Consider the following 12,561-nt stretch of genomic DNA (forward strand, 5'->3'; position numbering starts at 1 on the left):
ACGGCTAGTAAGAAGAGAGGGATTAGGTATTGTCTAGTCATTTGCCTGATGGCTCTGGCAACCTGCGCAGCTATGAGAACATGCCCACAGCTTATCAGCAGTAGCTACCCAGTTTTCCGCATATGGCTTACATTTCTGATACAGATTTTCCACATCCTCCGGCGACTGCATGTCGGTGGAGTGGGCGTCGGAATCCTGCACCATGGACCGCAGACATTCCGGATTTTCCAGCATGGGGCAGGGCCGCAGCATATTGCCGTTAAAAGGCTGTCCATGGTGGTAAGCCATAAACAACGGGGACTTCAATGCCTCCAGCAGTGTCTTGTCATAGACGCTGGAATCAGAATAGTGGATAAAAGCACAGGGCTCAATATCGCCATTGGCATTGATGTGCAGATACCGGCGGCCGCCGGCAATGCATCCCTGTACAAATTCTCCGTCGTTTTGAAAGTCGATGGTAAAAATCGGCTTGGTATTCCGGTATTCCCGGATACGATGCACCATGGTTTCCCGCTGCTCCGGGCTGGGCAGCAATTCGGGTACCGCATCGTTGCCCACCGGCATATAGTGGAAAAACCAAGCGAATTTGGCGCCTTTGGCAACCAAATGATCGATGTATTCTTCAGAACTGAGGGACCCTACATTTTGGCTGGTATAGCAGCAGGATGCGCCAAAGGCCAGCTTTTTCTCCCGCAGGATATCCATCGCCTTCATAACGGCCTGATAGGTGCCTTTGCCCCGGCGGGAATCGGTGGCCTCCTCAAAGCCTTCCACGCTGATGGCCGGTATGAAATTCTTGACCCGCAGCATTTCGTCTGCAAATTTCTCATCGATCAGGGTGCCATTGGTGAAGGCTAGGAACATACAGTCTGGATGCGCCTCGCAAAGCCGGATGATATCATCCTTGCGGACCAGTGGCTCGCCGCCAGAGAATATGTACATAAAGGTGCCGATTTCAGTGCCCTGATGGATAATGCTGTCGAGTGTTTCATAGCTCATGTTGAGCTTATTCCCGTATTCTGCCGCCCAGCAGCCGGTGCAGTGAAGGTTGCAGGCGGAAGTGGGGTCCATCAGCACTGCCCAGGGAATATTGCAGCCATGTTCTTCCATCGCTTTTTCCTGCCGTACACTGCCGATGAGTGCGGTATGCACAATAAAGTTTTCAAAGAAGGTTCTCCGTACTCCAGGATCAATATCGCTCCACAGACTTTTGATTAAACGGTACCAGTTATTATCGGGATGCTCGATAATATCGTGGAAAACCTTGCGCTGACCGACAAAGAGGTTCTCTTTATCAAATTTATCTGCCCAGTCTAACAGCTTTGGCAGGCTCTTGTCCGGATCTTCATCCATATAATGCAGCACCTTTTTAACAGCAAAGGCCTGGAGATTTTCTTTCATATTTTTCTCGCTCATGCCGATTCGTCCCTTTCTGAATTCCTTTTTGGGTTTCAATCTTGAGGCCTATTATAAAAGAGGAATGGACAGATGTCATGGGACAGATAAAGCTCGGTGGGAAAAAATGAGACAAACTGCAGAAGTGTTACCTTTTTGGACAATTTTATCCTTTTGTCCCTTTTTTTCACACTAGAAATCGAGTATCTTTATAATATATAATTTTCTGAGCAAACTGATTTGCAGGAAAGGTGTTGCCTCCCATGAAGAAAGACATGACTAGGGTATTGGTGGAATCGGCGATCCGCAGAACACTAAAAAATATACAGCAATCACCAAAACGTATGACGCGCAATCTCATCGACCTGGGGCTGCAATTCTCCCATGGAAGATTCCAAACAAACTTACTAAAGCAGGCGCAGAAGATGTTGCAGGATCAGCAAAGCGCATATTATGATCTTGTCAAAGACCTTTCCGCAACGGTGGATCATGATATTATCGCCACCTTTGGCGTCAATCTGGGCTATAACAGCTGTACAAAAGGCGCCGTGGTGATCCGGGATATTGAGGATGAAAAAAAGTTCAACATTCCCTGGGCTCTGCATGTATTTATTAACCAAGAAAAGCTGGAAACACAGCCGGATTTCTATCCTTCTCTGTTGCAGCAGGCAATGAAATTGGGGATCTATACCTATCTTTTCTATGTCACCGGGGATGCTGAGCAGGTACTCCCCATCATCAAAAAAGAAGCGGACTGCGCTTTTATTCTCTTCCTCCATGGACATCAGATCACCCCTTCTTTTATCAACAAAATAAAAGAGGTCAAAAATGTCATGATTTCCATCTATGCCGATGAGGATATGGCGTCTGCCTGTCAAAAGCTTCGGGACGCGAGACTGCTTTATGCAGTGAATCGGCGTTATACGGAGCAGGATAAGCAAAATATTCTCAGTGGGCAATGGCTGCGTTCTGTCGTTCCGTCTCATCCGGCGTTTGCCTTTCTGCGTGCGGATTTTGCCTGTTCGTCCCAGTTGGAGCAGGAAGTTTATCAATATGTGACAGATGTTCGTGATCAACAGCGGTATCCGCTGATTTTCATGGATATCAAATACGATACACTGAGGATCGACAGAATTATTTCTGACGGAGAGTGTATGGTGGGATTCGATGAGGATGGGAACTTGCGCACCCATGAAGGTTTGCGGCAAGACAAGCAGTACAATATCTTCTTCCATCCGCTGGAAGAGATTCTGCAAATCACCTCAAAAAAGCTAGGGCCCCTGCTGTCTCAGCAAAGCATGGTTCATCTCGCAAGAAAATAAAAATAAGGCGGTCCTCCGCTGTCAGCTGCTCCCGCCATATTTGAGAAGGAAATCAATGCCATGAAATCAAAACTCAGCCAGTATATATCAGAAAAATTTTTCTCTGTATGCCTTGTTCTGTTCCTGCTATTTACCACTGTTTATACTGCTTTCCGCACCGAAAATGCTGTATGGCAGCTGTGGGGCCTACATATTTACGGAGCAGTTGCGGTATTCTATCTCCTTCTGTTTTTCCTCTCATGGTTTTTCCATCGCAGCGGGCTTTTCCTCCGATCCGCCGGTTTTGGATACGTCTGGAGGGGAGCCTGTTCTGTTTTCTGTTTTACTTTGTCCTCATCCTTTTGATCTGCGATGCTGCCGCAGTGGCGGTCTTCTTTTTTCATAAGAATTCGGTGGTGTTCGCAATTTCCTGGTGTTTCGCCACTGGAATCAGCCTGGGCCTTGTGGCCTACGGAATGGTTCATGCCCGGCGTCTCAAAACAGTTCGTTATGACGTGCGCTTGGGAGAAGGCAAAAAAGATTACCGCATGATTTTGCTCAGCGATTTGCACATCGGGGCCTTTGTCGGCCTAGGATATATAAAAAAAGTAGTCGACAAAGTCAACAGCCTTTCCCCCGATATGGTGGTAATCACAGGAGACATCTTTAACAACGGTTATGCGGAAGAATGCGGATCTCCTGACGCGGTTGGGGCGGTACTCGGGACCCTTCAGACCAAGGACGGCGTTTATGCGGTATTGGGCAACCATGATCCGGCCTATTCCGATGAAAAGATGCGGTGTTTTTTTCAAAAAGCGAATATCCGGCTGCTATATAACGAACTCCTTCCCTTTCCCTTTTTTACCTTGGTGGGGCGAAACGACCTGCTCCATTACAAACAATATTCAGAGGTTCGTACTCCCCTCAGTGAATTATTGCGCAAAAAACCAGAGCAAAAGCCGCTCATTGTTTTGGACCACAATCCAGATGGCATTGATGAGGCCATAGAAAATGGAGCAAAACTCATTTTATGCGGCCACACGCATCGTGGGCAGATGTTTCCTCTGACCTTCTTGACCCGGCTAGCCTATGAAAAAAATCATTTTTACGGACATGCAGCCCTAGGGGAAGCCCAGACTGTCGTTTCAGCAGGAACAGGATATTTCCAGCTGCCGGTACGTTTAGGAACCAATAGCGAAATAGTAGAAATCGACTTAAAATTGTAAATGCAGGCTGCTGGACCCACGAAAAAATCCGAGCAGCAACATAGAAAAACACAAAAGGTTGGCCTTGCTCTCCGTTGGCCAACCTTTTATAATGAGGCGGCAACACCGGCAAAACCACCTATCCGCAAGGGCACCGTAGAAAGGTCGAAAACCATCGGCATGGCTTTCTTTTGTAGGTGTATTTTTATGAACTAAATGTAAACATTTTGAGGGAGCATGGCTTTTGGCTTGACTCATTTGGATTTTGAGATAAAATAGTTTGTTGTAAAAACAGTTCTATAAAAAACTGTACTATTAAAAACCATGAATGGGGAGGGACTTACCGCATGCACCGGACAAATACGCTTTTATCCAACATTCGGCGGATCATCAAGCTGTATGACAGCATGCTGAAACCTGTCTGCGATCGGCATGGTCTGGCGCCCATCGAAGTCACCATCATCAGCTTCCTTTTCAATCATCCCGGCCGAGATACCGCCGCAGATATTGTTGAGTTTCGGATGCTCTCAAAAAGCAATGTATCTCAGGCGGTGGAAAGTCTCATACAGAAATCTCTGTTGCAGCGCCGGCAGGATACGGAGGACCGGAGAAGGATCCATCTGTCTCTGACATCCAAATCCGCGCCCATTACCCATGAAATTGAAGCTGTGCGGAAGGAGTTTCTAAAACAAATCTTCCGGGGCTTCACCGAAGAAGAAATAAAACAATTTGCAAAATTTAACGAGCGAATTGCTGAGAATACAAAAATAGTTGGGGAAAGAGGAGAAATCATATGACAGAAGAGAAAGATTTTCTGGGAAAGGAACCGGTAGGCAGACTTCTTTTAAAATTGGCCCTTCCCACCGTAACAGCGCAAATCATCAATATGCTGTACAACATTGTTGACCGCATTTACATTGGCCATATTCCGAAGATTGGCGACATGGCGCTGACCGGTGTTGGCGTTTGTATGCCTTTGATTATGATTGTAACAGCATTCGCCGCCTTTGCGGGATATGGCGGCGCGCCTAGAGCCTCTATCCATATGGGAAGAGGTGATCACGATGCAGCAGAAAGGACAATGGGCAACTGCTTTGTCGTACAGCTCATTATTTCTGTCGTTCTAACAGCGGCGCTGCTGATTTGGAACCGGGATTTTCTCATGGCCTTTGGAGCCAGCGAAAACACCATTGCATATGGCGTCGAATACATGAATATCTACGCCATGGGTACCCTTTTCGTCCAGATGACTTTGGGAATGAACGCTTTCATTACTGCGCAGGGCTTTGCTAAAACTGGTATGCTTTCGGTACTGATCGGCGCAGTGGCCAATATTATTCTCGACCCCATCTTTATTTTTGGTTTTCATATGGGTGTTGCGGGTGCCGCCTGGGCAACCATCATTTCCCAGGCAATGTCCTGTGTATGGGTGCTCCTTTTCCTCTGCGGTAAAAAGACCCATTTAAAACTCCGCAAGAAGAATTTTAGGCTGGAGAGAAAAATCGTCCTCCCCAGCCTGGCTTTGGGCTTGTCAACCTTTATCATGCAGGCCAGTGAAAGCGTCATTTCCATCTGCTTCAACTCCTCCCTGCTGCGTTATGGCAGTGATATTGCCGTTGGCGCCATGACCATTCTGACCAGTGTCATGCAGTTTGCTATGCTGCCGCTGCAAGGATTGGGACAGGGAGCACAGCCCATCATCAGCTACAATTACGGTGCACGCAATCCTGATCGGGTAAAGGCTGCCTTTAAATTGTTACTGAAGGCCAGCCTCGTCTACTCTACCCTGTTATGGGCCTGTGTCATGGTCTTCCCCCAAGCATTTGCCGCTATGTTTACCGATTCCCAGCCACTGATTGCTTTTACCAAAACCGCTTTGCGAATCTATATGGCCTGCCTGCTTCTGTTTGGTATTCAGGTTTCCTGTCAGATGACCTTCACCTCACTTGGTAACGCCAAGGCATCTATTTTGGTGGCGGTCATGCGGAAATTTATTCTGCTGATCCCATTAATTTATATCATGCCCCTGATCTTTTCTGCCGATAAAACCACCGCTGTTTATATGGCAGAGCCAGTTGCAGATTTCTTAGCTGTTTCTTTCACCATCGTACTCTTTACTTTCCAATTCCGGAAAGCTTTAAAACAAATATCCGGGCCTTCGGATGACAAAAAAGCACTGCGACAAGGCTAAGAAGGTTGTCTGCTGCCAGTCGGAGATATCATCTAAGAAAAGTAGCCAGTTAAAAAGCATCGCTTTAAACAAATGATTCATAAAGGGAAAGAGCTGTCTCATCATCGAGACAGCTCTTTCCCTTTACTACTTGCTTTTTTTATTTTTTCTTCCGGTTCGTCTGAAAGCTTCTGAAGTATCGTGTCTGAGGTCCGCAGCAGGCAGTTTTTCAACAGCTGGGTAAACTCCTTTGCCGGCATACAGTCTTTATCCAGCAGCCATCGTTTGATGGCGCACAGGAAGGCATCCGCATAAAAATTTACATAAAATGCAAGCGCGTCGTCCCGTCCGAAGATTTTCTCCATATCTGAATCCACAATGTCACGGAAGTATTCTGAAAAGGAATTTTGTCCATCTACACTGAGCGTCTTGCGGTAGAAACTGCGGTTATCATAAAAATAGGCGCAAAGATCCTCTAGCAATTCCCATCCCGTATTGTACCCCTTTTCTTTCAGCACAGCCACACATTCCGTATAATAAATCCAGTTGACCAGGTCATATTTATCCTTAAAATGATAGTAAAAGCTTTTACGGTTCATATCACAGGCCGCACAGATATCGCTGACACTGATCTTGGAGAAGGACTTTGTCTCCATCAACTCCTTCAGAGCGGCTGCCAGCACCCGCTTGGTGATATTCGAATCCGGCAAAAGCCCACCTCCTGTCCATATTTATTATGTCAATATATCATAAAAGCCCGAGAGAATCAACAAAAAAACCGTTTTTCCCCTCTCTGCTTTTGGGACAGATTCGTCTAAGTGTCCCAAAAAGTAACACTTTTTTAAAAGCGGGAAAAAGTGTAACAGGATGGCCTTTTGTCCAATGACAGGGCACCGGTGGGCTGATAAAATAATAACATTAACATACGGCAGGAGGAATCTTTGTTGACACCCCATTCTGCCCACTCTTGATGTTCCTCTAGAAAAGGGGCTTGGCAGGTCACAGGCCTACCCTCAGCTTTTGCAATATACGGTGGAGAATAAATCATCGAGACGAAAAAGAGAATTAATCTCGAGCAATCTTTTGTAAAGCCTAGATAAAAACAGAAACAGGTCCAAAAAGCTCTCTATGGCCTGTAACCTGATAAGTCATCAGCATTAAGATGTTGTATCTCACATCATAAAAGGAGGGACGTATGGATAAGAAAACACTGAAGACCTATCTATTGCTAATATCCTTTACCATCGGGCTGGTGTTGATCGCTGTGCATTTTGAAAAGATCATCAGCGGAATCAGTATCTTTCTCCAGCTTTTGACCCCATTTTTTATAGGCATTATCATTGCTTTTGTCCTCAACCGTCCCTATGAGTGGTTTTGCCAGCTGTATGGCAAGCGATGGGGGCTAAATTCTCGAATATCGCGGATACTGGCGATTATTACTGTATATATACTGGCTTTCGGCGCAATTATCCTGCTGATCTGTCTGGTGGTACCGGAACTCATCCGAAATTTATCCCTATTTGCAGGAAGTGCTGATCAGTATCTATTAGATGCGCAGGCAGCACTCAACGGATTCACCGAGCAGCTGAATCTCCCGCCGGTGGATTTAAGTGCTCTGATCGATACGGTCAGCCGCTATCTGGGAACACTGTCCAATGCTATCGAAGAGATGATCCCCCAGATCATTGAGGTAACCGGCAGCCTCATATCCGGAGTAATCACCGGTTTTATCTCCATTGTATTGTCAGTCTATCTTCTAAGTGGTAAGGATCAACTACTGAAACAGCTGCGGCGGACATTGAAAGTATATCTGCCCAAACGCACCCATTCTTTTTTTGGCAGACTCTACCAGATTGTTGCCCAGGTCTTTGGTGACTACGTGGCCGGACAATGCAAAGAAGCTGTCATTCTAGGTGTCCTCTGCTTTATCGGCATGATGATTCTACAGCTGGATTATGCAGCCCTGATCAGTTCAGTCATTGCTGTTACTGCTTTGATCCCCATGCTCGGAGCATACATCGGAGGAGCCGTTGGTGTAATTCTCTTGCTGTTTATTTCTCCTGCAAAAGCGTTGATTTTCCTCATATTCTTGATCGTTCTTCAACAGGTAGAAGGAAATCTTATCTATCCGAGAGTTGTTGGGCGCAAAATCGGCCTGCCAGGTCTTTGGGTCCTCGTCGGCATTACGGTAGGCGGCGGATTATTCGGAATATGGGGGATGCTGTTGGCGGTTCCTGCTACCACCGTCATTTATCAGGTACTAAAAAGAGACGTAAAAAGGCGTGAAGAAGACAACAGTAAAAACAAAAATGAACTGAGCGTTCAAATGCAATAAAACAGAAAAGATCACAGATAGTCTCTAATCCGATACGTAATAGGATGCATAATAGAAATCTTTTTCTCTATTTCCCACTCATTTTTCACAAAAAAGAAAAGACCGATCAACGGCTTATCTTCGCCATTCATCGGTCTTTTTTTGGTCCGAGTGTAATTATAAGACTTAAAGAAATCCAGTTGTGTCAATGGTTTGCAGGCCGTCAGCAGGAGGTTTTATCTTATACAGTACGAGAAATCACTTTTACCTTCGTGATCACATCCCGCAGACGATCTTCTCCAACCATATACTCTAATGCATCATCTGCAGTTTCACAGACTTTCTCGGTTTCAGGTCTGTTCGCCACATAAATGGTAATTTTGTTATTTGTGCCATACCGAATCACGCCGTAAGTGATACCCTTCCAGACAAACTCAATTTCGCCGCCCCAATGTAAACTGCGCTTGAACTCACTGATCGTTTCAAAATTCAAACTTCCATCTGGAATGACGATCATTTTTTCCATAGAAAACAGCCTCCGGTATTGTTTGAACTCGGGAGCACCATTAGGATAATTGATGGGGGATCCCGGCTCTGGATGTTCATCAGGATTATTCCAATTGATTCTATGGTCGTGTGGATTTGAATGCTTATCGCTCCGACCATGATCTGTTTCGTGACGCTCTATTTCTGCTCTGCCGCTATCACCGATTTTTGTTTTGAATGTTTCACCATTCTTCATTACAGTCGTTTTGATTTCACCAGGACTTCCTAAAAATCGCTGGTCCTGTGGCTTATTCGGGTTTGGTCTCCATTTCCCACCATAGGCGCTTCCTCCGCCTTTTCCAATTAAGTATGGCTCTATTGTATTACGATTCCCGCTTGATCCGCTATTAATTTTAAAGGCATCTAAATCTTCGCGATGGAAACTACATTCATAGTTCATGTGCCGCCAGGAGCTGCGCTCATAGTCCACATAAATAATATTTCCCTGCATCTCGGGGAACGGTGTGTTATAACAGATGATCTTCTCCGGCTCGATGCGCCGCATCATCTCGTTGTAGCCAGCCATGAACCACTCTTTTTGATTCTGACGGTTGTCATGTTCGGACGCCATATAGGTAGAAACCGCCACCACGCTGGCTTTTTCGATCCCCTCAAAGCAGAAATCAAACGTGGATTCATCACCCCAGTTGACGGTAGGAATCACACGAATCCCTTTGGAAGCCCAGTAAGCGCCGCACCAGCGATTGCGAAATACATTGTAAAGCTGCATGACAGGCGCCATCTCCAGGTACATACTGAAATCCGGCGACAGCACCGCACGGTAGCGGGACAGCTTTTCGATGTCATTGTCCGGGTTCTTCCAGACCCGTTCAAAGCGATAGTCATATAGGAAGAAGTGTACCATGCGGTCAGGGTGATGCTGGTCCTCCAAGTGGGTTTTGTCAAAACCGATTAACAAAAGATCATCAAAGTCTCCGGGCTCTTCTTGGAACTTAGGAATGATGGGTATTTTTAACTTTCCTTTGCCGGGAAACTGGTTGCGAAGCAACGTCTGACTGGTTCGGTAGTTGTAGTTTTCTTCGGTCATATGGAACCTCCTGTATGTAGTAAGGAACAAATCCTTCTACATACAGGTTCCCAAACAACGAAAGTTGCACATTTCTGTGCAACGACATGAGAAAATTTACAAATTGGTAATAAGAAAAGACCGACAAACGGCTTATCCTCGCCATTTCTCGGTCTTTTTTTGGTCCGAGTGACAGGAGTCGAACCTGCGGCCTCTTGAACCCCATTCAAGCGCGCTACCAAGCTGCGCTACACCCGGAATTACCTTTAATATTATATATGATCCTCCTGAAAAAAGCAAGTAAAATTTGAGAAAAATTTTGATTTTTTTGAAATGTTAATTTACATTATAAAGTTGATATTTTATCCATAATTTTACTAGTTTATTTCTGTACATAATTGGAATCATAACATTAATGATATCCCGCAGCAAAAAATGGGCAGAAAGGAGTTTCTTATGCAAAATCCTTTAAAGATGAATCAGCAGATCAATGCTCTGGAAAACGATCCTCAGATGCAGCAGTATTTCAATACGCTGCCCAAATATGTCCAGGAAAACATCAAGCAGTCTGGAGCAAAATTCAGCAACCTAAATGAGCTGCAGCAATGCGCTCAGAATCTGACCCAAACACAGCAGTAGATAAAAAGCGGGGCAAAAGCCCCGCTTTTTATCATCATTTCAATAATCCCTTGATCCACCGATATATTTTCTTGAAGCCATTTTTAACCGCCTGCCAAATGCGGGACAGCCAGTTGGCTTCTGGTGCAGGTTGGTCCGGAAGATTGGGATCTTCGGGCTCGGTAGGCTCTTCCGGGGTATTTGGTTCTTCGGGCACAGTGGGCGCTTCGGGCACATTCGGTTCCTCCGGTGTCTCCGGCCCTTCAGGCTCCTCTGGCACATTGGGTTCCTGGGGCTCGATGGGCTTGGGGAACCCATTGAGCCCTGCGCCTTTGATAATCTGCGCATAGTCCTGATAGGCATAATCCATGTCCACATCGGTGGAAATCCCCTGAACACGGCCACCAGACGTATATTGCCACATGCCATAGGGACCATCATAGGTCACAACGGAATTATATTGAGCGAGCCACACATCATATTGACTGAGCTTGCTTACGTCAAGAATACTGGTCAGCCAATATTTATTGGAATAGAGCATGACATAATATCCGGCATCCTGCACCGTCTTGAGAAAAGCCGCGGCGATATTGGTCAGCGTCTCCTTTCCCAGGTTTATCATGGCGTTATCCTCTATATCCAAGGCCACTGGATATTCCAGCCGATAGGGTCGGATGACAGAAAGCAGGTATTTCGCTTCCTCCATCGCCTCCGCCTGGTTTTTAGCCCGTGTATAATGATAGGCGCCCGCAGGGACACCTGCGGCCTGCGCTCCGGTAATGTTTGCTAGCGCTGTTGTATCTGTAGCTAAAATGCCATCGGTACGGCGCAATGTTGTCCGGATCATGGCAAATTGTATTCCCGCCGCTTTGACGTCTTTCCAGAGGATATTTCCCTGGTATTTCGAAACATCAATTCCCTGTATCATTTTCTTCCCTTCCTTTCTGGGGGTATGATCTTGAGTGTCTCTCCCCCTTTATCACTATGCATTTTCCATCTACTTGGTGAGGACAACTGTCACCCATACAGTAGGCTGGGCATACATTATAAGGAATCCATCTGCAATTGGGGTCGTTTTTTCGTCCCCGGGAAAGAAAGTGTTCCAATGACCCTGTTTGAATTTATCGAGGAGATTGTAAACAGGCTGCGGGATTCAGAAAAAAATCATTATGGATACTTCTATAAAACTGGCGGCCTGTCCATTGAAACTCCCCAAGAAGCGATACGCTTTGACAAAAGTGGTTGTGTCTCTCCGGAAATATCCCATCATAACGGCTCCATCCAGCTCCAGACACCCGGTATCTACCGCGCAGACTATATAGTAAATCTTCCCTCACACCTTCAAATCGATACCGTGTTTTCCCTAACCCTAGACGGAAAAATACTGCCCGGTTCCCGCACATCCGTCCATAAGTCGGGGGATGACAGCCTATCCTTAACAGGGCAGGCGATCTTTCCCTCCTGTCTCCCTTGTGTTTTGCAGCTTTGCAGTCAATCGCCTTTTCAGTTTGAGGGCCAAGAGGAGTCGATAAGTGTATCCCTGTCTGTTCTGCGGATTTCAGGTCTCCCTCCCTCCGGCCTATCCTAAAATTGTTTTCCGCTTTTTTGCGGTATATGCATAGAGTATGGTGCCAATGGGCAGAATAAAGGAGAGCTGGAATGGAAAGGAGAAGTCTCTTTGAGGCATTTCCTTTGATCCCAGCATAAGCAAATTTAAGGAGGCCGTCAATATGAATAACCAATTTCAGGCAAACGAAAGCATTAAATGTACCGTGCAGCAGTGCGCGCATCACTGCCAGCAGCAGAACTACTGCTCTCTTGACTGTGTTACCATTGGTACCCATGAGATGAATCCTACAGAGGATCAGTGCACCGATTGCAAATCCTTTCAGCTGAAACAGTAACTTTCACTGTATCTCTCCCTCCTCTGGGACCCCTGACGGGGTCCTTTTCTTTTTATTTTCACCCCGTCGGTTTTTTTACAT

General features: G+C 46.1%; 12 protein-coding genes and 1 tRNA gene. 8 read left to right on the forward strand and 5 right to left on the reverse strand.

Going from position 1 to position 12,561, the window contains the following annotated elements; all coding sequences use genetic code 11:
* Positions 1 to 33: 33 nt before the first annotated feature.
* Entirely contained in the window at positions 34 to 1,416 is a 1,383-nt protein-coding gene (locus tag WGC32_RS00090; protein ID WP_342680248.1) for a radical SAM protein, read from the reverse strand.
* A 242-nt stretch (positions 1,417 to 1,658) separates the two neighbouring features.
* On the opposite strand from WGC32_RS00090, the gene WGC32_RS00095 reads away from it, so the two are divergent.
* The 4 genes from WGC32_RS00095 (at position 1,659) to WGC32_RS00110 (ending at position 6,092) form a co-directional block, all read left to right on the forward strand.
* On the forward strand, positions 1,659 to 2,717 hold the full coding sequence (locus tag WGC32_RS00095; protein ID WP_342680249.1) for a hypothetical protein: 1,059 nt from the start codon (positions 1,659 to 1,661) through the stop codon (positions 2,715 to 2,717).
* Between the two features lie 239 nt (positions 2,718 to 2,956).
* Positions 2,957 to 3,922, forward strand: a complete 966-nt coding sequence (locus WGC32_RS00100; RefSeq protein ID WP_342680250.1) for a metallophosphoesterase — start codon at positions 2,957 to 2,959, stop codon at positions 3,920 to 3,922.
* A gap of 326 nt (positions 3,923 to 4,248) precedes the next feature.
* Complete coding sequence (locus WGC32_RS00105; RefSeq protein ID WP_342680251.1) at positions 4,249 to 4,698, forward strand: MarR family winged helix-turn-helix transcriptional regulator; 450 nt, start codon at positions 4,249 to 4,251, stop codon at positions 4,696 to 4,698.
* Entirely contained in the window at positions 4,695 to 6,092 is a 1,398-nt protein-coding gene (locus tag WGC32_RS00110; RefSeq protein ID WP_342680252.1) for an MATE family efflux transporter, read from the forward strand. The genes WGC32_RS00105 and WGC32_RS00110 overlap by 4 nt, the downstream gene beginning before the upstream one ends.
* 101 nt (positions 6,093 to 6,193) lie before the next feature.
* Here WGC32_RS00110 and dhaS read toward each other — a convergent pair whose 3' ends face one another.
* Positions 6,194 to 6,781: a dihydroxyacetone kinase transcriptional activator DhaS gene (dhaS, locus tag WGC32_RS00115; protein ID WP_342680253.1), complete on the reverse strand. Its 588-nt coding sequence runs from the start codon at positions 6,779 to 6,781 to the stop codon at positions 6,194 to 6,196.
* Between the two features lie 485 nt (positions 6,782 to 7,266).
* Between dhaS and WGC32_RS00120 the strand changes: the two genes are divergently transcribed.
* Positions 7,267 to 8,406 carry an AI-2E family transporter gene (locus tag WGC32_RS00120; RefSeq protein WP_342680254.1) on the forward strand — a complete coding sequence of 380 codons (1,140 nt, stop codon included), beginning with the start codon at positions 7,267 to 7,269 and terminating at the stop codon, positions 8,404 to 8,406.
* Positions 8,407 to 8,626: 220 nt separating this feature from the next.
* Here the strand turns inward: WGC32_RS00120 and WGC32_RS00125 are convergent, their stop codons facing one another.
* Together WGC32_RS00125 and WGC32_RS00130 are read right to left on the reverse strand one after the other, a co-directional pair.
* Positions 8,627 to 9,979, reverse strand: coding sequence for a DUF4417 domain-containing protein (locus WGC32_RS00125; protein WP_342680255.1), 1,353 nt, complete (start codon positions 9,977 to 9,979; stop codon positions 8,627 to 8,629).
* A gap of 160 nt (positions 9,980 to 10,139) precedes the next feature.
* Positions 10,140 to 10,216 (reverse strand) — tRNA-Pro (locus WGC32_RS00130).
* Between the two features lie 198 nt (positions 10,217 to 10,414).
* Here WGC32_RS00130 and WGC32_RS00135 point away from each other — a divergent pair.
* The gene (locus WGC32_RS00135; protein ID WP_191481815.1) at positions 10,415 to 10,597 is read left to right on the forward strand and encodes a hypothetical protein; all 183 of its coding nucleotides are present in this window, start codon (positions 10,415 to 10,417) and stop codon (positions 10,595 to 10,597) included.
* A 34-nt stretch (positions 10,598 to 10,631) separates the two neighbouring features.
* On the opposite strand, the gene WGC32_RS00140 is transcribed toward WGC32_RS00135, so the two are convergent.
* Positions 10,632 to 11,504, reverse strand: coding sequence for a glycoside hydrolase family 25 protein (locus tag WGC32_RS00140; RefSeq protein WP_342680256.1), 873 nt, complete (start codon positions 11,502 to 11,504; stop codon positions 10,632 to 10,634).
* A gap of 177 nt (positions 11,505 to 11,681) precedes the next feature.
* On the opposite strand from WGC32_RS00140, the gene WGC32_RS00145 reads away from it, so the two are divergent.
* Entirely contained in the window at positions 11,682 to 12,164 is a 483-nt protein-coding gene (locus WGC32_RS00145) for a hypothetical protein (protein WP_342680257.1), read from the forward strand.
* 142 nt (positions 12,165 to 12,306) lie between these two features.
* Positions 12,307 to 12,480, forward strand: coding sequence for a DUF1540 domain-containing protein (locus tag WGC32_RS00150; RefSeq protein ID WP_342680258.1), 174 nt, complete (start codon positions 12,307 to 12,309; stop codon positions 12,478 to 12,480).
* The last annotated feature ends 81 nt before the right edge of the window (positions 12,481 to 12,561 follow it).

It is taken from the genome of Zongyangia acetica, from assembly GCF_038739695.1.
Classification (GTDB): domain Bacteria; phylum Bacillota; class Clostridia; order Oscillospirales; family Ruminococcaceae; genus Zongyangia; species Zongyangia gallinarum.